22 protein-coding genes are annotated in these 22466 nt (G+C 58.4%); 3 read left to right on the top strand and 19 right to left on the bottom strand.

Going from position 1 to position 22466, the window contains the following annotated elements; translation table 11 throughout:
* Positions 1 to 12: 12 nt before the first annotated feature.
* The 4 genes from I6E60_RS08200 to I6E60_RS08185 all read right to left on the bottom strand — a co-directional run bounded on the left by I6E60_RS08200 (position 13) and on the right by I6E60_RS08185 (position 2994).
* Positions 13 to 240 (bottom strand): hypothetical protein, encoded by a 228-nt coding sequence (locus I6E60_RS08200; protein WP_197105707.1) that lies wholly within the window; start codon positions 238 to 240, stop codon positions 13 to 15.
* 59 nt (positions 241 to 299) lie between these two features.
* Positions 300 to 662, bottom strand: a complete 363-nt coding sequence (locus I6E60_RS08195; protein ID WP_197105708.1) for a DUF948 domain-containing protein — start codon at positions 660 to 662, stop codon at positions 300 to 302.
* Between the two features lie 118 nt (positions 663 to 780).
* Positions 781 to 1410 carry a 30S ribosomal protein S4 gene (rpsD, locus tag I6E60_RS08190; protein WP_010202678.1) on the bottom strand — a complete coding sequence of 210 codons (630 nt, stop codon included), beginning with the start codon at positions 1408 to 1410 and terminating at the stop codon, positions 781 to 783.
* A gap of 252 nt (positions 1411 to 1662) precedes the next feature.
* Positions 1663 to 2994, bottom strand: coding sequence for a replication-associated recombination protein A (locus I6E60_RS08185; protein ID WP_197124578.1), 1332 nt, complete (start codon positions 2992 to 2994; stop codon positions 1663 to 1665).
* A gap of 152 nt (positions 2995 to 3146) precedes the next feature.
* Between I6E60_RS08185 and I6E60_RS08180 the strand changes: the two genes are divergently transcribed.
* The 3 genes from I6E60_RS08180 (at position 3147) to I6E60_RS08170 (ending at position 5909) form a co-directional block, all read left to right on the top strand.
* The gene (locus I6E60_RS08180) at positions 3147 to 3941 is read left to right on the top strand and encodes a peptidylprolyl isomerase (protein ID WP_197124577.1); all 795 of its coding nucleotides are present in this window, start codon (positions 3147 to 3149) and stop codon (positions 3939 to 3941) included.
* A gap of 83 nt (positions 3942 to 4024) precedes the next feature.
* Complete coding sequence (locus I6E60_RS08175; RefSeq protein ID WP_197124576.1) at positions 4025 to 5254, top strand: DUF349 domain-containing protein; 1230 nt, start codon at positions 4025 to 4027, stop codon at positions 5252 to 5254.
* A gap of 82 nt (positions 5255 to 5336) precedes the next feature.
* The gene (locus tag I6E60_RS08170; RefSeq protein WP_197124575.1) at positions 5337 to 5909 is read left to right on the top strand and encodes a hypothetical protein; all 573 of its coding nucleotides are present in this window, start codon (positions 5337 to 5339) and stop codon (positions 5907 to 5909) included.
* Here I6E60_RS08170 and I6E60_RS08165 read toward each other — a convergent pair.
* The 15 genes from I6E60_RS08165 to I6E60_RS08095 all read right to left on the bottom strand — a co-directional run bounded on the left by I6E60_RS08165 (position 5906) and on the right by I6E60_RS08095 (position 22465).
* On the bottom strand, positions 5906 to 8152 hold the full coding sequence (locus I6E60_RS08165) for a bifunctional (p)ppGpp synthetase/guanosine-3',5'-bis(diphosphate) 3'-pyrophosphohydrolase (protein ID WP_197124574.1): 2247 nt from the start codon (positions 8150 to 8152) through the stop codon (positions 5906 to 5908). The genes I6E60_RS08170 and I6E60_RS08165 overlap by 4 nt on opposite strands.
* 112 nt (positions 8153 to 8264) lie before the next feature.
* Entirely contained in the window at positions 8265 to 9281 is a 1017-nt protein-coding gene (gene secF, locus I6E60_RS08160; RefSeq protein ID WP_197124573.1) for a protein translocase subunit SecF, read from the bottom strand.
* Positions 9281 to 11023 carry a protein translocase subunit SecD gene (secD, locus tag I6E60_RS08155; RefSeq protein ID WP_197124572.1) on the bottom strand — a complete coding sequence of 581 codons (1743 nt, stop codon included), beginning with the start codon at positions 11021 to 11023 and terminating at the stop codon, positions 9281 to 9283. Before secD ends, secF begins: the two co-directional genes overlap by 1 nt.
* Positions 11024 to 11132: 109 nt before the next feature.
* Complete coding sequence (yajC, locus tag I6E60_RS08150) at positions 11133 to 11552, bottom strand: preprotein translocase subunit YajC (protein ID WP_197124571.1); 420 nt, start codon at positions 11550 to 11552, stop codon at positions 11133 to 11135.
* Positions 11553 to 11616: 64 nt separating this feature from the next.
* The gene (gene ruvB / locus I6E60_RS08145; RefSeq protein WP_197124569.1) at positions 11617 to 12645 is read right to left on the bottom strand and encodes a Holliday junction branch migration DNA helicase RuvB; all 1029 of its coding nucleotides are present in this window, start codon (positions 12643 to 12645) and stop codon (positions 11617 to 11619) included.
* Positions 12645 to 13262 carry a Holliday junction branch migration protein RuvA gene (gene ruvA / locus I6E60_RS08140; protein WP_197179648.1) on the bottom strand — a complete coding sequence of 206 codons (618 nt, stop codon included), beginning with the start codon at positions 13260 to 13262 and terminating at the stop codon, positions 12645 to 12647. Before ruvA ends, ruvB begins: the two co-directional genes overlap by 1 nt.
* A complete protein-coding gene (gene ruvC / locus I6E60_RS08135; RefSeq protein ID WP_197125249.1) occupies positions 13259 to 13876 on the bottom strand; it encodes a crossover junction endodeoxyribonuclease RuvC in 618 nt (205 codons plus the stop codon). The genes ruvA and ruvC overlap by 4 nt, the downstream gene beginning before the upstream one ends.
* Positions 13877 to 13885: 9 nt before the next feature.
* Positions 13886 to 14644, bottom strand: coding sequence for a YebC/PmpR family DNA-binding transcriptional regulator (locus I6E60_RS08130; protein WP_197124565.1), 759 nt, complete (start codon positions 14642 to 14644; stop codon positions 13886 to 13888).
* A 51-nt stretch (positions 14645 to 14695) separates the two neighbouring features.
* Entirely contained in the window at positions 14696 to 15310 is a 615-nt protein-coding gene (locus tag I6E60_RS08125) for a hypothetical protein (RefSeq protein WP_197124563.1), read from the bottom strand.
* Positions 15311 to 15328: 18 nt separating this feature from the next.
* Positions 15329 to 15940, bottom strand: coding sequence for a pyridoxal 5'-phosphate synthase glutaminase subunit PdxT (pdxT, locus tag I6E60_RS08120; protein WP_307841799.1), 612 nt, complete (start codon positions 15938 to 15940; stop codon positions 15329 to 15331).
* The gene (gene pdxS, locus I6E60_RS08115; RefSeq protein WP_197154443.1) at positions 15930 to 16832 is read right to left on the bottom strand and encodes a pyridoxal 5'-phosphate synthase lyase subunit PdxS; all 903 of its coding nucleotides are present in this window, start codon (positions 16830 to 16832) and stop codon (positions 15930 to 15932) included. The genes pdxT and pdxS overlap by 11 nt, the downstream gene beginning before the upstream one ends.
* Positions 16833 to 16882: 50 nt before the next feature.
* Complete coding sequence (locus I6E60_RS08110; RefSeq protein WP_197179646.1) at positions 16883 to 17446, bottom strand: HIT domain-containing protein; 564 nt, start codon at positions 17444 to 17446, stop codon at positions 16883 to 16885.
* Between the two features lie 3 nt (positions 17447 to 17449).
* Positions 17450 to 19363: a threonine--tRNA ligase gene (gene thrS / locus I6E60_RS08105; RefSeq protein WP_231601417.1), complete on the bottom strand. Its 1914-nt coding sequence runs from the start codon at positions 19361 to 19363 to the stop codon at positions 17450 to 17452.
* 95 nt (positions 19364 to 19458) lie between these two features.
* Positions 19459 to 20613: a hypothetical protein gene (locus tag I6E60_RS08100; RefSeq protein WP_197124554.1), complete on the bottom strand. Its 1155-nt coding sequence runs from the start codon at positions 20611 to 20613 to the stop codon at positions 19459 to 19461.
* Entirely contained in the window at positions 20606 to 22465 is a 1860-nt protein-coding gene (locus tag I6E60_RS08095; RefSeq protein ID WP_231601165.1) for a glycosyltransferase, read from the bottom strand. The genes I6E60_RS08100 and I6E60_RS08095 overlap by 8 nt, the downstream gene beginning before the upstream one ends.
* Position 22466: the final 1 nt, after the last annotated feature.

Raw genomic sequence — 22466 nt, 5'->3', positions numbered from 1 at the left:
GCCCTGATGATGTTACTTAGAACGCTGAGAGAAGTCAGCTACTGCTTCTTCGACATCTGCTACAGCGTCGCGAAGCTCTGCTTCACGTTCGCGATAGCCATCGACAACAGCGCTAGTGAACTCACGAGCTTTGCTATCAACGTCGGAGAAGAACTGCTTTCCCTCTGGCGTTTTTGCGACTTGGTGTGCTGCCACGAACCCAACGGCAATTCCAACGACGAAAAGGACTGCGCCTTTCATGATTTCTCCTTCAGATTGGGGGTAACACGAACCGTATTAGCTTAGGCGGTTTCGATGCCTCAGCGACGGCGCTTAGGGCGAAGGCTCAGCACCGCGGCCCGAACTCCGGCGCTGAAACCTGCGATTTTAATCAACGGGCCGCCAACGGTGGCTGCGCCAAGGGCGACGAGGGCAGAAATGTTGCCCGTCGTTTCTTCCACATTGCGAGTGATGGCGTCCACGCGCGCGATTTGACGGTTGGTTTCCGAAATCGTTGTTGTGGCCTCCGTCAGCATGGGATCGAGATTATCGCTCACCCCACGGATGGCGGTGCTCGTTTCGTCAAAGACCTTCCCCAGCTTGAGAAGAGGAACAGCGAGCAATGCCACCAGCACTGCGAACACTCCGGCCGCAATGAGCCCTGCGATATCTCCACCAGTCATGGTTACTCCCGTCAATCTGAAGAAAAGGTACAAGTACACGGTATTCGACAATTGTGTCGAACTCCGCTGCAAACCAAGAAAGGGCCGGAGCAAAAGCTCCGGCCCTTTCTTTCAATAGTTAGCGTGCTGCGTAGTACTCAACAACGAGCTGAACTTCACAGGTCACCGGAACCTCGGCGCGCTTGGGGCGACGTACGAGACGTGCCTGCAGCTTGTCGATTTCAACTTCGAGGTAACCAGGAGTCTTCGGAAGAACATCCACGTGTCCGCCAGCTGCAGCGACCTGGAAGATTTCCATGCCTTCGCTGCGAGCCTTGACGTGCATGAGCTGTCCCGGCTTGACGCGGAACGAGGGACGGTCGACGAGCTGGCCGTCAACCAAGATGTGGCGGTGAACGATCATCTGACGAGCCTGTGCGGTCGTGCGAGCGATAGCCGAACGAACGAGCAGAGCGTCGAGACGCATTTCGAGCTGCTCAACCAGGTTCTCACCGGTCAGGCCAGCGGTCTTGCGAGCTTCCTCGAACTGAATCTTCAGCTGAGCTTCACGGATGCCGTACTGGGCACGCAGACGCTGCTTCTCGCGAAGGCGAACAGCATAGTCACTGTCCTGCTTGCGCTTGGTGCGGCCGTGCTCACCGGGAGCATAGGGGCGCTTTTCGAGGTACTTGGCAGCCTTCGGCGTGAGGGCAATGCCCAACGCGCGCGACAGGCGAGTCTTGCTACGGGTACGTGACTTAGTAGACACAGGATCCTTTTCGATTGATTCAAGTAAGAACAATCTGGCGATCACTCGCACGCGAACGCGCGTACACAACACACCAGACGAAGTAGAGGGATGACCCTAGGGAACCTGGTCGGCTACAGACCGGTGTTCCGCGATATTCGATTTCATTGCAGCCGCGCGCCGAAACCGTATCGTTGGGACGTGTAACTCTATCACGTCAGTCCCCCGTGAACCACGACTCGCCACACCGAGCCAAAGAGCGAGTTGAGGCAGTTATTCGCCGCGAATAATCTCTCGCAGTTTCGCGAGCCGGGCAGACACTTCGCGCTCGTTGCCGTTGTTCGTCGGAGTGTAATACTCGGTACCTTTCAGCACATCGGGAAGGTACTCCTGCTTCACCACTCCGAACTCTGAGTCGTGAGAATAGCGATAGCCCTTTCCGTGACCTAACCGCTTGGCACCCGGGTAGTGGGCATCGCGCAGCGGCTTAGGCACCCGGCCAATCTTGCCAGCACGCACATCGGCGATCGCTGCATCCAAAGCGGTATAGGCAGCATTCGATTTGGGAGCCGTTGCGAGATAGACAACAGCTTCTGCCAGCGGGATGCGCCCTTCGGGCATTCCGATGAGCTGCACCGCATCCGCGGCCGCTACGGCAATCACAAGCGCTTGAGGGTCGGCAACGCCCACATCTTCTGCGGCGCTAATAATCACGCGCCGCGCAATGAAACGGGGATCCTCTCCCGCTTCGATCATGCGTGCCAAGTAATGGAGTGCGGCATCGACATCGGAACCACGCACAGACTTAATGAAGGCGCTGATCACGTCGTAGTGTTCATCACCGTTTCTGTCGTAGCGCAATAGGGCGCGGTCAACAGCATTCGCGACATGTTCCGCCGTCACTACGGCTGGCGTTGCTGCGTCTTCGTCATTCGATGCGGAAACAGCGGAGGCTTCGAGCGCAGTCAGCACCCGGCGCGCATCTCCGGATGACAAGCGGATAAGGAGCGCGCGCGCCTCAGGCTCGAGCACCACCGCATCCCGAAGTCCTCGAGGGTCTGAGACCGCACGATCAACCAAGTCCCCCAGATCGTTGTCATCGAGTTGGTTGAGCGTCAGCAACAGAGACCGCGACAGCAGCGGTGAAATTACGGAGAACGATGGGTTCTCAGTCGTCGCCGCGATCAGAATGACCCAGCCGTTTTCTACCCCAGGAAGCAACGCATCCTGTTGCGCCTTAGTGAAACGGTGAATCTCATCAAGGAAGAGAACAGTAGACACACCATAAAGATCGCGCGCCGTGAGCGCCTCCTCCATGGTTTGACGTACATCTTTCACGCCGGCGGTGACCGCAGAAAGCTCAACGAACTTGCGTTGAGAACCGCGCGCAATCGCCTTAGCGATGGTGGTCTTTCCCGTGCCGGGAGGCCCCCACAAAATGATGGATGCCGAACCATGACTGCCTTCAGCGTCGTTCGCGAGGCTCATCAGCGGCGATCCACGCTGCAACAAATGCTTCTGACCGACGATCTCATCGAGAGTCAGCGGCCGCATGCGCACTGCGAGAGGCGTTGCTCCGCTGTGCAGAGTTGCGGAAGCATCCATACCTCAATGGTAATCGCCAGCACTGACCGTCTGCACAGCACAGCTTCATTACGTTCCGGCGTCGTGGCGTTTGGCTGAGATTCCCGCGAGACCGTAAGGTTCATTGTGGCGTTCCTACGACAGCGGCGACGTCCGCGATTCTTCAAGGAGTAATGGTGGCATCCAGCAAGAAGCATTCACGCGAGCAACGAGAGGCTCGAGAACGGCTGCGCCTCTACACTGCGCGTGGGTCCGTTCACGAACAAACCGTAGCCCGTCGCAAGCGCGACAACGTTCTCGCTGTGGGTGTCGGGCTCGTCATCATCGCGCTCGTAGCCACCGCTCAGGTCTTCTACTTCTCCGCCGGCCCGGGTACTCCCGAGCCAGCACCGTCGTTTACCGAAGAGCCTGAAGCCACTGAATCCGGCAACGTCGGGGATGTTCCGGATCCTGCTCTCGCCGAAGCCCGCATGTGGACCGGCGAACTCATTCTCAACGATGTCGCACTCGGCATCGAACTCGATGGTGCAGCAGCACCGCAAGCCGTGGCATCCCTCGTAGACTCCGCGGCGTCCGATTATTACATCGGCACCACGTGTCACCGGATGGTCGTCACCGACAATGCAGGCTTGATTCAGTGTGGCTCGCTCGATGGCACGGGTGCCAGTGACCCCGACTACGCCTACGGCCCCGTTGAGAACTCTGGCGTTGGCGGTTTCTACCCCGCTGGCACAATCGCCATGGCACGAACTGGCGACAACGCGTTCTCGAATGGTCGCCAGTTCTTCATCGTCTTCGACGACGCGATCATTCCTGATGACACTGCTGGCGGCTACAGCATCGTGGGTCAGGTCACCTCTGGACTCGACGCTCTCCAATCAGAGATCGTCGCTGGCGGCATCGTTGACGATGCCCAAGACGGGGCTCCGGTGACTGCCACGAGCATCACGGGCTTCACGATCCAATAACAGCGTCAGCGACCGTGAGCACGGTTGTCCTAAGCTTGGGTAACCCGGCAGCAACTTCCGGCATAAGCAGCAAGGTGAAGTAATTGGCTACAGAGAACCAGAACGAGTGGGGCCGCGTCGACGAGACCGGCACCGTATTCGTCCGCGAGGCGGACGGCGAACGTGCCGTCGGCCAGTACCCTGACGGAACTCCCGAAGAGGCATTGGCCTACTTCACCCGCAAGTATCACGAACTTGCTGGACAAGTGACGTTACTTGAACAGCGGGTCAAGAACGGCGCTCCCGCCTCTGACGTTGCGAAAGCTGTTACAGCCCTCAACGAGTCGATTGCCACAGCGAACGCCGTCGGCGACCTCGCAGCGCTGCTGACGCGAGTGCAGGCGCTTGGCGGTTCTGTATCAAAGCTCACCGAACAGCAGAGCGAAGAAGCAAAAGCTGCCCTCACGGAGGCAATTGCTGCCCGTAGCGCACTCGTTGTTGAAGCAGAGACACTCGCTGCTGGCGATCCGGCCAAAGCGCAGTGGAAGCAAGTCACCGCGCAAATGGACGACATTTTTGCGCGCTGGAAGGCTCACCAAGCCGACGGCCCTCGCCTGCCCAAGAACGAAGCTAATGAGCTGTGGAAACGATTCCGTGCGGCACGCAGCACGATCGATACCCACCGCCGCGCGTTTTTCGCAGAACTAGATTCCGCCCACAAAAAGGCTCGCGCCGACAAGCAAGCTCTCGTCGATGAAGCAGAATCTCTCGCGGCGCAGGGCGTCGAGGGCATCCATACATATCGTCGACTCCTCGATAGCTGGAAGGCTGCCGGCCGCGCAGGCAAGAAGTTTGACGACGCCCTCTGGGCCAAATTCAAGCAGGCTGGCGACGTGCTCTACGCTGCCAAGTCAGAGGTTGAAGCACAAGACAACGTCGAGTTCACCGCAAATTGGGAACTGAAGAAAGCGCTGCTCGAGGAAGCTGAGCCGCTGCTGAAAGCCACAGATCGCGTGCACGCGAAGAAGACTCTGCTCTCGATCCAAAAGCGCTGGGATGAGATTGGCAAAGTTCCCCGCGACAAGATCAAGACTGCCGAAGAGCGTCTCCGCAAGGTTGAGGCTGCCGTTCGCAAGCTCGACGAGGATCACTGGCACAAGAACAACCCCGAACGTCAAGAACGGTCAGAGGGCTTCTTGGGTCAACTCAACGAAGCTATTGCCAAGCTTGAGGCCGAACTCGCCGACGCCCAGGCGACCGGCAATGCGAAGAAGATTGCTGCAGCACAAGACGCACTCGATGCTCGCAAGGCATGGTTGGGCGCCCTCAAGTAGCTTGTTCTCCACAGGCGATTAGTTCTCCACCGAATCGCAGGTCTGGCTCTCGTGCGGTTGCTTCCGACCGCACGATAGAGACATGACACCACGACTCCCCCCAGTGTTGAGCTCGATCGATTTGCCGCTAGCGGAACTGCAATGTGCCGCGCTCGACGGTGAGCTGTTCGCTCTCGACCAGTGCTTCTGCCCCATTGATGAGTTCGACACGATTCATCTGCGGGCGCGAGCGCTCGGGGTGGTCCTCGACGCCCGAATCATTGCGGAACAGATGACCGCTGCGTGGGTATGGGGTGCTGCCCTAAATCCCCCACCTCGCCATCAGTTGTGCGTCGCTATCGGCGCACGCACTCGCCCGCACCCTAGTTTGAACGCAGTGCTCAGAGAAGTCGTGATCACCGACGACGACATCGATACGGTGTCTGGCGTCAGCGTCACTTCACGGCTGCGTACTGTGCTCGATCTTGTCCGCTTTAGCGAACCGTTCGGGCCACGACAAGAGGCAGCGGTCAGAGTGCTAATGACGGAGGGCAAACTCAACTTCGAGCACTGCGTCGATTCCCTCACTGCGCGCCGAAACTTGCCGCAGAAGCGCATCGCTCTTGCGCGATTGGCGGCACTCGAGTCCCCCGCACCGCTGGCCTCAGCGAGTTAGCCGCTATTGACCCTGTAGACGTCGTAGACGGCATCTACGCGCCGTACGGCATTGAGCACGCGGTCCAAGTGAGTGGTGTCGCCCATCTCGAATACGAATTTGCTGATCGCGAGTCGGGCCGTTGACGTATTCACGGTCGCGGAGAGGATGTTCACATGGGTCTCGCTGAGCACTTTGGTGATGTCGGAGAGCAGTCCGGCCCGGTCGAGAGCCTCAACTTGGATTTGGACGAGGAACAAACTCTTTGACGTCGGGGCCCACTCGACCTCGATCATGCGCTCTGGCTCGTCGAGAAGCGACTGCACGTTCTTGCAGTCCGCTCGGTGAACTGAAACGCCGGCTCCACGAGTGACGAAACCGACAACCTCATCGCCAGGAACGGGAGTGCAACAGCGCGCCAACTTCACCAGAATGTCCGGGGCACCGCGCACCAGAATTCCGGAATCTGAATGCTTGTACGGTCGCAACTTGCCGGCTGCGGGGAAGGTTAGTTCGCCATCGTCTTCTTCAGTTCCGGAACTGAGAGAACCGACTAGCTTCTCGATAACCGATTGGGTCGAGATATGCCCCTCGCCAACCGCTGCGTACAGCGCGGAGACGTCTTCGTAGCGCATGTTCGCAGCCAGTTCCGCGAAGGACTCCTGGCTCATGAGCTTCTGAAGCGGCATATTCTGCTTGCGCATCGCTCGAGCGATGGCATCTTTGCCTTGCTCGATAGCCTCGTCTCGGCGTTCCTTCGTGAACCAGGCGCGGATTTTATTGCGCGCACGCGTGCTCTTCACGAAGCCAAGCCAGTCCTGGCTTGGTGCCGCATCCGGACTCTTCGATGTGAAGACTTCGACGGAGTCCCCGCTGTTGAGTTCCGTCTCCAGAGGAACCAGACGGCCGTTGACCTTGGCGCCCATGGTGCGGTGGCCAATTTCCGTGTGCACTGCGTAGGCAAAGTCGACAGGGGTAGCGCCTGCGGGTAGGCCAATCACCTTGCCCTGAGGCGTGAAGACGTACACCTCTTTGGCGCCAATTTCGAAGCGAAGCGACTCAAGGAACTCACTGGGGTCAGAGGTTTCTGCCTGCCAGTCAGTGATGTGCGCGAGCCACGCCATGTCATTGTCTGCAGGACCCGACTCGATCGCCTTACCCGCAGCGCGGTCCTTGTACTTCCAGTGCGCAGCGACGCCAAATTCAGCTCGATGGTGCATCTCGTTCGTACGAATTTGGATCTCGACGGCACGGCCATCTGGACCGATGACTGTGGTGTGAAGTGACTGATACAGGTTGAACTTGGGAGTTGCGATGTAGTCCTTGAAACGACCCGGAATCGGATTCCAGCGCGCGTGGATCGATCCGAGCACTGCATAGCAATCGCGTACCGAATTCACGAGCACTCGGATACCGACGAGATCGTAAATCTCGTCAAACTCGCGACCACGCAAAATCATCTTTTGGTAAATCGAGTAATACTGTTTGGGCCTGCCGGCGACGGTTCCCTTGATCCGTGAAGTTCTGAGGTCGTCTTTTACCGACGCGATAACCTGCTTGACGAATTGGTCACGTTGCGGGGTTCGCTTGGAGACCAAGCTTTCAATCTCGACATAGATCTTGGGATGCAATACCGCGAAGGAAAGATCCTCAAGCTCAGTTTTCATCGCCTGAATACCAAGCCGGTGCGCGAGTGGCGCGTAAATCTCAAGGGTCTCTTGCGCCTTGCGCGAGGCAGACTCCCGGGGAACAAAGCCCCACGTACGCGCATTGTGGAGACGGTCGGCAAGCTTAATTACGAGTACGCGAATGTCTTTCGACATCGCGACGATCATCTTGCGAACAGTTTCCGCCTGAGCGCTATCACCGTATTTGACCTTGTCGAGCTTGGTGACTCCATCAACGAGCATGGCGATCTCATCGCCGAACTCGAGGCGAAGCTCGTCGAGAGAATACTCGGTGTCTTCTACCGTGTCATGCAGGAGCGCAGCAGCAATCGTCTTCTCACCAATACCCAGCTCCGCAAGAATCTGCGCAACGGCGATGGGGTGGGTAATGTACGGCTCACCGCTCTTACGCTTCTGGCCGTCATGCGCCCTAAATGCTGCAGCATATGCTCGCTCGATCAGAGCAAGGTTTGCCTTGGGGTGACTCGCCTTGACGGTGCGCAGAAGCTTCTCGACCGAACCCGCCGGTTGAGCTCGCGAGAATAGACGCGGAAGGAGCGCGCGAAAAGAAGCTGATGACTGCTGCGAATCGCTCATTCCGCTACCTCCTAAATCGATTCTAGGACGCGTTTGATGGCACGAAGTTCACGACCGCAACGAGCGGGCGTTTTTGCTTGCGCACGAACAACCGTTCGTTCGCACACAGTGGCTACTTGCCGCCCTTGTCTGCAGCACGGGCAGCGGTTAGCCGCTTGGTGCGGCTAAGGATCGCTGGCTCGTTCTGGCGGAACTGGGCATAGAGCGGAGCCGCGATAAAGATCGTGGAATAGGTGCCGACAATAATTCCAATGAACAGCGCGAGAGCGATGTCACGAAGCGTTCCTGCTCCCAGCACATACGCACCGATGAACAAGATGGCGGCGACAGGCAGCGCAGCAACGACACCCGTGTTAATGGAACGCACGAGAGTCTGGTTTACCGCGAGGTTCACCGATTCTGCGAAGGTGCGGCGAGACTCGGAGCCGTCTTCTGACGTGTTCTCTCGGATCTTGTCGAACACCACAACCGTGTCATACAGCGAGAAGCCCAGGATCGTAAGGAATCCGATCACCGCCGACGGCGTGATCTCGAAACCGAACACGCCATACACACCAGCAGTGATCACGATGTCGTGAAGCAAAGCGATCATTGCAGCGATCGACATCTTCCAGGTTCGGAAATAGATCGCCATCATGACAGCTGCGAGAGCGATAAAGACGATGAGTGCACGAAGGGCTGAACTCGTGATGTCAGCACCCCACGAGGGGCCGACAAAGGACGCAGCTACAAGGTCGTTATCAACGCCGAAGGCATCAGCAAGCGCATCGCGCACGGCGTTCGACTCGTCGGTCTCGAGCTGCTCCGTCTGAATACGAAGCGAGCCAGTGCCGATAACTGTGACCTTGGGGTCAGCATCCGCTACAACATCAATAACAGTGTCGGTTGCCAGCGTCTGCGCTTCCGCGTTGGCGTCCGGATCCGAAAGCTGCTCAACGGAGTCAATCTGAAACTGCGATCCACCGGTGAACTCGATACCGAAGACATAACCGCCGCGCAGCGCTGGCACGACGATAGAAATTGCAAGCAATACCGCTGCGAGCGTGTACCAAACCTTGCGGCGACCGATGAAGTTGATCGATACATCGCCGGTGTAGAGGTCGTTGCCGAATTTAGAGAAGCTAGCCATCAGGAGTCCTTTCCATCTGAGCTGGCATCAGATGAAGTGCCTGTCAGCTCAGCAGCCTTACGTTCGGCAATAGTCTGTCGACGCGCAGCTTCACGGCTGGCGCCCGTCTTGTTCTTCGAGGCGACCGGGGTGCGGAATTGTGCTCGCCCACGATAGATGGCCCCGAGCGCGTTGGGATCGAGCCCGCTCAAGCGGTGACCGCTCGAGAAGAACCGGGTGGTCGCAAGTAATTGCAAGACCGGGTGCGTAAACAGCACTACAACCAGAACGTCGATGACTGTCGTAATTCCCAGGGTGAGCGCGAAACCTCGAACGTTGCCCACGGCAAGAACAAAGAGCACCACAGCGGAAAGCAGGTTGACAGCCTTAGCAGCGAAGATCGTGCGCAATGCGCGCTTCCAGCCTGCCTCGACCGCACCAGTCAACGAACGTCCATCACGGAGTTCGTCTCGAATCCGCTCGAAGTAGACGATGAAGGAGTCCGCAGTGAATCCGATGGCCACGATAAGCCCAGCAACACCAGCGAGCGAGAGGCGGTAGCCGTGACGCCACGACAGGTACGCAATCACCAGGTACGTGAGTACTCCAGCGACGATGAGCGACGCCACCGTGACCAGACCAAGAAGTCGGTATTGGAAGAGCGAGTAGATGACAACGAGAAGGAGACCGATGAGTCCGGCGATCAAACCAGAGTTCAACTGGTTGCTACCCAAGGTTGCCGAAATGTTTTCGCTGCTCTGAACTTCGAAGCCGATAGGTAACGCACCGAACTTGAGCTGGTCAGCAAGGATCTCGGCAGACTCTTGCGTAAAGCTTCCGGAGATCTGTGGGTTACCGCCCGTGATGATTCCCTGCGTGGTCGGAGCCGAAATGACCTGACCATCAAGAACGATTCCGAAACGGTTGCGGGGGTCTGTCTCATCGAAGCCGAAGAGGCGGGTCGTCATCTCGGCGACGTCCGCAGTGCCTTCAGCGTTGAACGTGGGGAATACGCCCCATTGCCCGGTGCTGACGCCCTGCGAGCTTGTCACAAGTCCACTGGAGGCGTCTGTGATCGTGCTTCCTTCAACCTCTACGGGGCCGAGGATGTACTTGTAGAGCCCGTCAGAGTCACACGTGATGAGCGGCTCGGCAGCGGGCGCAACGCTGAAGTTGTCGAGCGACGCACAATCGAAGTTGGTGAAATCGTCGAACAGCGCCTCAGTAATCCAGTTGAGGTCACTGGCGTCGGTAGGAACTGCAGTCGGCGTAGTCGCGAGCGTGGGCTCGGGAGTAGGAGTTGCCGTTTCGCCGTCAGCGGTAGCGGTGTCTGTGGGATCGGGCGTTTCTGTCGCCGTCGCCGTAGGAGCGACATCCGTGTAGAGAACCGGGCGGAACTCGAGCTTTGCGGACGATTGAATGCGCTTGAGCGTCTCTTCATCCGGAATGCCGGGGATCGACACCACAACGTTGCTGGCGCCTTGAGTAGTCACCTCTGCTTCAGCAACACCACTCGCATCGACTCGATCACGAATGATCGATACGGCCTGCGCGAGTTGCTCGCCGGTTACCGTCTGGCCACTCTCGAGTTGAGGAGCGAGAACAATTTGCGTTCCGCCCTCAAGGTCAAGCGCTAGCTTCGGGGCCCATGAGGCCGAGCCAAACATGGAGCCAGCACCGATCAAAACGGTGAGCCCCACCGTGAGTGCTGTGAGCCAGACGATGGCTCGCCACGCGTTTTTCACAGGGGTTGTTCTTGCCACCTATTTGACTCAGCTTTCTTGACAGAGCAGTGCAGGATCGCACGCCGTTGGACAGTCGCCCCCGGGGAGGACGACTCTCAACACTAGTGGGTTACCAGGACTGGTACTTCTATTTGGAGGACTTGTCGTCTTTGGAGTCGGAAAGCTCGCCGAACTCTGGGTCGGTCTCGGACACAGCAGCTTCGCCAGCGGCTTCGCGTTCTTCCGCTTCGCGGTTAGCGATCTCCATTGCTTCCTCGACCGAGCGAGGAGCGCCATCTTCGACGGCGTCTTCAGCGACAACCTTCGCAAGAGTCTGGCTGTGAACCTTAACGATGACACCCTTGCTGATTTCGATCTCAGCTTCGTTCTTGACAGTGTCCATAGTGATGAGAGTTCCGAAGAGACCAAAGTTGGTCATAACCTCGACGCCAGGAACCATCTGCTCACGCAACTCTTCCATCTGAGCTTTGCGCTTGCGACTGTTGCGGAACATAAAGAAGATGAGCACGCCGAGGATGGCGAGCATCGCAATAGAAAGAGGATCCATGAGGTACCTTTCGGTGGTCTGTGGGCCTGGCGCTCAAGCTGATGCGCGTGTTAAGCCAGTAAAACTATAGTTCATCACTGAACAGCGACGAATTCCTGTCAGCCATTCCAAAGTGTTCCCACGCTGCGCGCGTCGCCACTCGGCCCCGCGGCGTGCGAGACAGCAATCCGATCCGAACGAGGAACGGCTCGACAACGGATTCCACTGTCTCCGCTTCTTCGCCGACAGAAACAGCCAACGTGCTGAGACCGACTGGTCCCCCGTCGAAACGACTGAGGACCGTGTGCATGACGGCGCGGTCAAGGCGATCGAGACCACGTTCGTCAACGTCATAGAGTTCGAGCGCCGCACGGACCGCATCCGTGCTGGCGGGAATACCGTTAACAAGCGCGTAGTCGCGAACCCGGCGTAGTAAACGATTTGCGATTCGAGGTGTGCCGCGACAGCGCCCGGCGATCTCTGCAATCGCCTCTTTGTCGATATCCAGCTCCAACATCGTCGCAGCTCGAGCCAGCACTCGCTCAAGTTCGCCCTCGTCATAAAACTCGAGGTGGGCTGTAAAACCAAACCGGTCGCGCAACGGGTTCGGCAAAAGACCCGACCGCGTCGTGGCACCGACCAGAGTAAAGGGCGCGATATCGAGCGGGATGGATGTCGCTCCCGCCCCCTTGCCCACCATGATGTCGATGCGGAAGTCTTCCATCGCGAGGTAGAGCATCTCCTCTGCGGAGCGTGCCATGCGGTGGATCTCGTCAATGAACAGTACTTCGCCGGGAAGCAGCGACGACAACACCGCCGCCAGATCACCAGCATGTTGAATTGCAGGGCCGCTCGACATGCGCAGCGGGCGGTCGCTCTCATGGGCGACGATCATCGCCAACGTAGTCTTGCCGAGCCCAGGAGGGCCGGCAAGAAGAATGTGGTCTGCGGTGCGATTCTGCATCGCAGCCGCACGCAAGAGCAATTGAAGTTGTCCGCGCACTTTGGTCTGCCCGACAAACTCGTCAAGAGACTTGGGGCGCAAGGCACCCTCGAAAGCGAGTTCGGCATCCGACTCGACGCCTGAAGTGACGACGTCGTCGTTATTCAGCATTAGAGACCAGCCTTGCCGGTCTGCGAACCAACGAGCAGCAGTGCACGACGAAGAATGGCCTGCACATCACTCTGCTCCGACTCGTCGGCATCCTGAACGGCACCCTCCGCTGCGGGTTGCGCAAGTTTCTCTGCCCAGCCTAAACCTTGGAGCGCCAATGACACCTGTTCGGACACAGAGGTGGAACGCGGCGCGGCAGCAGCGGGTCGGCGTGCGGACACGATGAGCTTGCCTGCCAAGTTCAGCACGATGAGCTTGGCGGTCTTGGGCCCGATACCCGACACTTTGCGGAATGCGGAGTCGTTTTCTTCAGCAACCGCGCGCGCCACATCGTCGGGGGCCAACGCCGCCAACACGCCCATCGCGCTCTTGGGCCCCACGCCGGTGACACCACGCAACAAGTTGAATACCTCGAGCTCGTCAGTCGTGCGAAAACCATAGAGGGCTAAATCGTCTTCTCGCACGATTAACGCTGTGTTGAGTTGGGCTTCAGCGCCTACACGCACGGACTGGGCGTGTTCGGGAGTTACGCTCACGCTCAGGCCGACTCCCCCGACCTCAACAACCAGCGAAGTTCCGACCGCGGCGAGAACGGTGCCACGAAGGGAAGAAATCATAGGTTCAGCCTACGAGCACCCGCTGACTTCTCTGCTGACCGCCACGCCTCCTGAGCGGGGGTGAGCCCGGTTGAGCGTGACGATGCCGGCGTTGCGTCCCTCGCGCCGCGGCCAGCTGGGACAGGTGCTGCCGCGAAACCAGGGCCGCTCTTCCACGCACCACAGATTGCCAGAGCACACGCGTCTGCGGCATCTGCTGGTTTCGGCGCTTCGGCAAGACCGAGCACTCGCGCGACCATGGCGCCTACTTGCTTTTTCTCCGCACCGCCATATCCCGTGATGGCAAGCTTCACTTCGGTAGGCGTATGCAACGTCACCGGGATGCCGTGACGTGCGGCGACATACATCGCGACGCCACTGGCCTGGGCCGTGCCCATCACTGTGCTCACATTGTTTTGGGCGAAGACTCGCTCAAGGGCGAGCTGCTGCGGAGCGAACTCGGCGATGATGGCGTCAATACCGTCACCGATCTCGCGCAACCGCTCTTCCAATGCCATCGCTGGCGGAGTACGGACTACCCCGACGTACACCAAAGTCGCACGACGATTGGGCGCAACATCGACCACGCCGATGCCGCACCGCGTGAGCCCGGGATCGATCCCGATCACACGCAGCGTCACCGACTAGTCCTCGTCAAGCTCGGCTTGAACCTCAGGCGTGATGTCAAAGTTAGAGTAGATGTTCTGAACGTCGTCCGACTCTTCAAGCGCATCAATCAACTTGAACACTTTGCGCGCCGTGTCTGCATCAACTTCGACCTTGACGTTCGGAACGAACTCGGCCTCCGAGGCGTCATAGTCGATGCCAGCCTCTTGAAGCGCGTTACGCGACTCAACAAGGTGAGCTGTATCGGTGATGACTTCAAAGCCTTGACCGTGGTTCATAACTTCTTCAGCACCGGCGTCGAGTACTGCCATGAGAATGTCGTCTTCAGTGACGCCCTCAGTCTTGGTGATCGAGATGACGCCCTTGCGTTCAAAGTTGTAAGCAACGCTGCCGGGATCGGCCAACGAGCCACCGTTGCGGCTCATGATCGTGCGAACATCGGCCGCGGCGCGGTTCTTGTTGTCGGTAAGACATTCGACCAGGAGAGCAACACCGTTGGGACCGTAGCCCTCGTACATGATGTTGAGATACTCGATGGCGTCGCCAAGCTGGCCGGAGCCACGCTTGACCGCACGATCGATGTTGTCATTGGGAACCGACGTCTTTTTAGCCTTTTGAATAGCGTCGACAAGAGTCGGGTTGCCCGCAAGATCCGCTCCGCCAATCTTGGCAGCGACCTCGATATTCTTGATCAATTTCGCGAATGACTTCGCGCGGCGAGAATCAGTAATCGCCTTCTTGTGCTTGGTAGTTGCCCATTTAGAATGCCCTGACATGACGGCTATTCTATCCGGCCTTGAGCAGTCTCGCGTGCGCGAATCCCCGCCCTACGACCGATCGACTCTCGTGCGCACGCCGAGCTCGCTCAATTGGAGTTGGGCTAGCAGCGCAACGGTCGTGGTATTTCCTGCCCGCCACTCGGCGGCCGGGTGCGCAGAGACCTGAGACAAAGCCGTCAAATTCTGCGAGCCGAGCGCCCGAAGCGCAAGCAAATCGGCGCCACCGGGAGTGGCGAGAAGCTTCCTAGCTTCATTAGCGCGTACCGCGAAGCGAGCCCGCGGCAGCAACCAGACGAGCAAAATCAGCACAACCGGAACCACACCGATAAACACTCCAACTAACGTTGCCGCAGCCAGAACGGTCTCCTGCTGACTCTGGCCTGCGGCCTCCAATGCAGCTCCGGCATCGCTCGCGCCATCAAATGGGGTGCGGATGCCGGATCCGATCAAGGGAACGGCGCCGAGGGTGTCCCCTAGTTCCACCATCGTCGACCGAAAACCGGCACCGGCATCCTGCATCTGGACACCAAGCTGCTGGAAGGCTGCGATGAGTTGATAGATCCACACGGCAATCGCAATCCACACAACGATAAAAGCAAGCGAAAGCACGTCGACCGTGACCTGGCGAGCTCTGCGGGCGGGGTGATCTGCATACAGTTGCATTCCCCCATGATGCAGGATCTATCCGCTGGCGCGCACGCGAGAAATAAAGTACTCGTGAAAACGAGTGTCGCCGGTGATCTCTGGATGAAATGACGTTCCGAGAACGTTCCCCTGCTCAACAGCCACAATTCTGCCGTCGTCGAGCGTGGCAATTGCTCGTGCTTTCGCCCCCACGGATTCCACTACCGGGGCCCGAATGAATATCGCGTGCACGGGCACATCGCCCAACTCTGGAACGCGGATGTCTGTCTCGAAGGAGTCAGTCTGTGACCCGAACGCGTTACGGCGCACCACGACATCCAGCCCGCCAAAAGACCGTTGCCCGTCGATCGAATCGAGCACAGTGTCAGCCAGCATGATCAGCCCCGCACACGTGCCATAGACCGGAAGTCCGCCCGCAATCGCTTCGCGTATCGGGTCATACAGCCCATAGAGACGAGAGAGCTTGTCGATCACGCTCGACTCTCCGCCGGGAATGATGAGTCCAGCAATATGCTCAAGCTGCTGAGGGGTTTTGACCGCGATTGCGGTTTCGCCCAGCAACTCAAGCACAGCGAGGTGTTCACGAAAGTCACCTTGAAGAGCTAGTACTCCGATAGGGAGCTGATCGACCAGCTGACTACCAGCCACGCTCAGAGAGACGGTGGGGAGCAGCAAGGTCAGACACGTTGATGCCAACCATGGCCTCACCAAGTCCGCGCGAAGCAGCAGCGATCACGCTCGGGTCGTCGAAGAAGGTCGTCGCCTTCACAATTGCGGCAGCGCGCTGAGCCGGGTTACCCGACTTGAAGATTCCGGACCCGACGAACACTCCATCGGCACCGAGTTGCATCATGAGAGCAGCATCGGCGGGAGTCGCTACGCCGCCAGCAGTGAAGAGTACAACGGGAAGCTTTCCCGACTCCGCGATTTCACGCACGAGCTCATAGGGAGCCTGAAGTTCCTTGGCCGCAACGTACAGTTCGTCAGCAGACTTCGAGCGCAGTTCGTTGATCTGACCCTTGATGGTGCGGATGTGTTTGGTCGCCTCAGAGACGTCGCCCGTGCCTGCCTCGCCCTTCGAGCGGATCATCGCAGCGCCCTCGGTGATGCGACGAAGCGCCTCGCCAAGGTTGGTTGCGCCACACACGAAAGGAACGTCGAAGTTCCACTTATCGATGTGGTTGACGTAGTCGGCGGGGCTCAGCACCTCGGACTCGTCGATGTAGTCGACCTTGAGCGCCTGAAGAACCTGAGCTTCAACGAAGTGTCCGATTCGGGCCTTGGCCATCACGGGGATAGACACTGCGTCGATGATTCCGTCAATGAGGTCGGGGTCACTCATGCGAGCAACGCCACCCTGCGAACGGATGTCGGCAGGAACGCGCTCGAGAGCCATGACGGCAACGGCGCCGGCATCCTCCGCGATCTTTGCCTGCTCAGCGTTGACGACATCCATGATGACGCCGCCCTTGAGCATTTCTGCCAGTCCGCGCTTGACGCGGCTCGTACCCGATTCGTTGGATGAAGTGTTCTCGCTCATAGCTTCAACGCTACGACCGGGGACATCAAAAGAATGCAGCCAATTTGAACTCAGTGGTTCGTCGGCCACGCCTTCGCGAGCTCATCTCGAACCTCACCGAGCAGGCGCGGAATTGCTTTGGTGCCGGCCACAATCGGGAAGAAGTTCGAGTCAGTTGCCCACCGCGGAACAACATGCTGATGGAGGTGGTTGGCGATGCCGGCGCCAGCTAGCGCACCCTGATTCATCCCGATATTGAAACCGTGAGCCTTCGACGTTTCACGGAGCACTCGCATCGCTGTCTGAGTGAGTGACGCGATCTCGGCAGTCTCCTCATTCGTCGCCTCGTCGTACAAGGGCACGTGCCGATAGGGGCACACCAAGAGATGGCCGCTGTTATAGGGGAAGAGGTTGAGCAGAACGAAAGCGTGCTCACCGCGCGCGACAATAAGCGCCTTCTCGTCGTCAAGGGTCGGCGCAACGCAGAAGGGGCAGTCGTCCTTGTCAGGCTGCGACTGATCCAGGATGTAGGCGATACGATGCGGTGTCCAGAGTCGCTGAAAGGCGTCGGGCACCGCGGCGAAGTCAGAACTCGACTCCCCCGCAGGCAACTCCGAACCGTCGTAGTCGCGCACGAACTAAACCTGCGCTCGCGTCGCGATCGCGTCAGTGATGCGCGTAACCGCATCCGCAATTGGAATGCCATTCTCCTGAGTTCCATCACGGAAGCGGAAGCTCACTGAACCGGCAGCCTGATCCTGTTCTCCAGCAATGAGCTGGAACGGGATCTTCGACTTCGTGTGAGTGCGGATCTTCTTCTGCATGCGCTCACTCGAGTCATCTAGCTCGGCGCGAACGCCGAGCGCCTTGAGCTGATCGATAACGCCGCCCAGGTACTCTTCATAAGCTTCAGCAACCGGGATGCCGACAACCTGGACCGGCGACAGCCAGACAGGGAACGCGCCGGCATAGTGCTCGGTGAGCACTCCAAAGAAGCGCTCAATCGAGCCGAACAGTGCACGGTGGATCATCACGGGGCGTTGGCGTGAACCATCCGCCGCCGTGTATTCGAGCTCGAAACGCTCCGGAAGGTTGAAGTCGAGCTGCACGGTAGACATCTGCCACGTACGTCCGATGGCGTCGCGAGCCTGAACAGAGATCTTGGGGCCATAGAAGGCCGCACCACCCGGGTCAGGAACAAGTTCCAGACCGGACTCGGCTGCAACCTCAGCGAGGGTTTGCGTCGCTTCGTCCCACACGTCGTCATCACCGACGTACTTCTCAGGATCTTTCGTTGACAGTTCGAGATAGAAGTCGGTGAGACCGTAGTCGCGCAGCAAGGAAAGAACGAAGTTGAGGGTGTTGGTCAGCTCCTCCTTCATCCCCTCCTTGGTAGTGAAAATGTGCGCGTCGTCCATAGTGAGGCCGCGAACACGCGTGAGGCCGTGAATAACACCAGACTTTTCATTGCGGTACACGGTGCCGAACTCAAAGAGGCGCATCGGCAAGTCACGGTACGAGCGTCCGCTCGACTTGTAAATCAGGATGTGCATTGGGCAGTTCATGGGCTTGAGGTAGTAGTCAGCGCCCTGACGAGTGATCTCGCCCTCTTCGTTGCGGCCCTCATCGAGGTGCATCGGCGGGAACATGCCGTCCTTGTACCAACCCAAGTGACCGGAGGTCTCGAACAACGCCGCCTTGGTGATGTGAGGAGTGTTGACGAACGAGTAGCCCTCCTGCAGGTGACGCGTGCGCGAATAGTTCTCCATCTCGTGACGAATGATTCCGCCCTTGGGGTGGAACACAGCGAGACCCGAACCGATTTCGTCGGGGAAGGAGAACAGGTCTAGCTCAGCACCAAGCTTGCGATGGTCGCGCTTGAGCGCTTCCTCTTGACGAGCTTGGTATTCACGAAGCTCGTCTTTCGTCGGCCACGCAGTGCCATACACACGCTGGAGCTGTTTGTTCTTCTCAGAACCACGCCAGTAGGCTGCGGCGGTACGCGTGAGCGACCAGCCGTTACCGATCATGCGGGTATTCGGCAGGTGCGGTCCGCGGCAGAGGTCTTTCCAGTAAACCTCGCCCGTTTTGCCGTCGACGTTGTCATAGATGGTGAGTTCGGCACCGCCGACCTCGACCGATTCGTTGTCGGCATCCGCATCACCCTCGGCGACGGCGCCTTTAAGACCAATGAGTTCAAGTTTGTATGGCTCGTCCGCGAGCTCTGCACGAGCTTCAGCTTCTGTTACAACGCGTCGCTGAAAGCGCTGCCCCTGACGAATGATGCGATCCATCGCCTTGCTGATCGCCTTCAGGTCTTCGGGCGTAAACGGTTCTTCGACATCAAAGTCGTAGTAGAAACCGTCAGTCACCGGCGGGCCGATACCCAGCTTCGCCGCAGGATTGATCGTCTGAACAGCCTGCGCTGCGACGTGTGCCGCTGAATGGCGAAGGATGTTGAGTCCGTCGGGCGAGTCGATAGTGACGGCGTCGACCTCATCCGTGTCGGTCACCGTCGAGGCGAGGTCTTTCAACTCACCGTTGACGCGCATGGCGACGACGTTGCGGTCGGTAAATAGGTCGAATCCAGTCTTACTCACACAATAACTTTAGTGGCGATACCGACAACCCCGCGTCACTAAATGCTCTAGCCGCCAAAGATTTGGCTCGCCCACAGAGCAAGCGCCGTACTGGTAAGCGCGTTGGCCCACCCAATCAGGAGTTGCAAAACCCCCACGAGCGAGATCATCAGCGTTCCCCTGGCGCTTCGAGCAGTGGGGATAAGGGCGATAGCGAGAAGCGTCATCGCCATGAAAATATTTCCAGTGGAGCCGTTAGGCAAGAGTCCGAGGGCGAACCCGACGATAAAGGCAGCAAAAACAAGGGTCGAAATAATGATCGCACCGGGCCTGCGAACAATGAGCGCAACCAGCCATGCACTGACGAGGGGTGCAATCACGAATAGGCCCTCAGTAGTGCTAAAGAATTGGCCAACGACAACGAGTCGATCGCCGAATCCAGTAAACGCCGACTGAGTGGCCCCGGCGAAAGGACGCCCAAGAAAGAGAGCGTTGAGAACGGCGAGGGAAATGAGCGCGGAGACGGCGGGATAAAGGATGACGAGCGCGTTTGCCCGTCGAGCGCCAACTACTCCCACTCGACGATGGCGAAGGATAGGCGCGGAGAGCGCCGCAGCAGTGACGTAAACGAGTGCTGTCACATCGGTGAGCACCGCGACCATGAAGTAGATTCCGACGCGAAAACCAGACTCTGTGTTACCCCACGTCACAAATCTCACGATGTGTGACAGTCCAAGCCCGAAAAGAAGAAGCCCCAGAAAGGCTGCGTAGTTTTGCGTCGCGTTGTAGAAAAAGAGGGGGTTAAGCGCGAGGGCCATCATGAGAATAACGATCGTCGATCGCGCGAAGCGCCGCTGCACCATGATCTCAATGAGCTTCTGCAGGAAGACTCCGGCGCTCAGCGCTCCGATAATCGAAAGCGTCAGCGCCCCACCAGGCACAAATGCCGCGAGCAAGGTGCTGATGGGCGGGAAGATCTCTCCCAACCATTGGGCATCTGCCCGCTCCCAATCGATCTGGGTAGCTCGCGCAACAAGCGTGGCGTTCGGGGAGTCCGTCGCTCCCAGCGCTGACACGACGACCGCGAAGATGACGTAGGGAAGAGCGAAGATGCCACGGAGCAGCCAGCGGCGATGAGTTCGTCGCGGCCAAACATCGAGGCGAGTCCGTGGAGGTCGGGTCGCGATACGAAGCGCCCGCGTGTTCGTCAGCGGCTCACTCATGATTGGTCTGGCTCGTCAGGCCATGCTCCGTCTTCTCCCAGTAGTGCGGTTTCGTGATGAGCTGCCAGAGCGCCTTGTAGGACGCGATCGAGTGCAGAATCCAGTACAAGGGATTCAGTAGCGCCCAAGGAACGAGCGCGAATGTTCCCCGTTTATAGGGCCCCATCATCGACAAATACACCATGATCGAGCTGCCGATGATGAAGTTAAGGAAGCACACCCACAGCAACCAGACAGGAAAGAACTGCCCGACAAGCTCGGTGGGGAGCACGAGCGAAAGCACCGTGAGGATATAAAACGGCAGCACCCCCAAGAAGGTTGCTGGAGTGCCCGCGATGAGCAAGACGAAACTGCAGAAACGCCAGAAGCCGATCTCCCTCAAGAGGGCTACGGGCCGACGCGCATGCACGAGAGTCGTCTGCATGTAGCCCTTGATCCACCGACTACGCTGCCGGATAAAGTTGGGAATCGACTTGTTGGCTTCTTCCATCGTTGCTGAATTAACCACACCGACCCGGTAGCCGAGGGCACTCGCCCGAATGCCCAGATCGGCGTCTTCGGTGACGTTGTACGGATCCCACCCGCCCAGGCTCTTGAGGGCCTCAGTGCGGAAATGATTCGAGGTGCCGCCAAGTGGGATGGGAAGGTCGAGCGAATCAAGGCCAGACAACATGTAGTCGAACCAGTAGCCGTACTCGAGCGAGAACATCCGGGTCAAAATATTTTCGCGCGAGTTGAAATAGTTCAACGCGGCCTGAACACAGACCGTCTTCTCTCCGCCACGCTGGAAGGAGATATACGCCTTCTTGAGCTGGTCAGGTTCCGGAGTATCTTCGGCATCAAAAATGACGAGGTAGTCCCCCGTGGCAAAAAATAGCCCGACGTTGCACGCACGCGGCTTCGTCTGGGGATGGCCTGCGGGAATCGTGATGATCTGAAAATGATCGGGAGGGGAACTGGCTTCGAACGCGGCCCTCGTCTCATCGTCCGATTCTTCAATCAACACGAAAACCTCAAGCCGATTTGTCGGCCAATCGATATCGCCGAGATTCTTGACGAGCTGAGCGACGATATTTGCCTCTTTGAAGACCGGCACAAGCACCGTGTATCGCGGCAGGTCATCGTCATTGAGTTCTTCGACCTCGCGATCGGAGACTCGTTCGACTAGATCGAAACGTGCTCCGCGCAAAGAGATAAAGAACTTGAAAGCTGTGCCGGCGAGAAATACCAGGCTCGTTATTGCGATGAGCGAGATCACTGTGATCGCCGGCCAGAGAACCAAAGCAACCACAAAGACGATCAGCAAAAGGATGAACCCAATTTTTTGGCCACGTGACGCAACCGTGCGGGCCGACAACACCGGGTTGCGGTTCCACAACTCATTCGCGGCCTGATCAGCGATCAGCGGCCCAAAAACGTCGAGGATCGTGTGCCAAATCTGGGCGGATGTCGCCGCGACAAAAACGACGTCTCGCCCCAGTGCGGCTGCGATCCGCTCGCTGCGCTCCTCATCCGGAACACGGGCCGTCGCAACAAGCGCACGACCGTCAGTCAGCTCGCGGAGTGGCATCCAGTTCTCGGCAATGTAGAGCTGTCCACTCCATTGGCGGGCGAAGTCACCATCTACCTCAGACATCGGCGCTCGCTCAATGTTCCACACTCGCGATATCACGTCCACCAATGTTGCGTCATCGAGGTGGCCGCGACTGGCGAGCGTTTGGTCGATGTGAACACCCGAGCGGGCTTTAACAGCGCGTGCTTCCGCGATTTGGCTGTGGGTTGCGAGCCCTTCATCGAGCAAGAGCTGGACAAAAGCTTCACTTTGCTGCGATGGTTCCCCGATTTTCCCCATG

Source organism: Salinibacterium sp. SWN167, assembly GCF_015864665.1.
Taxonomy (GTDB): domain Bacteria; phylum Actinomycetota; class Actinomycetes; order Actinomycetales; family Microbacteriaceae; genus Rhodoglobus.
This window is presented reverse-complemented; position numbering and strand designations above follow the sequence as displayed.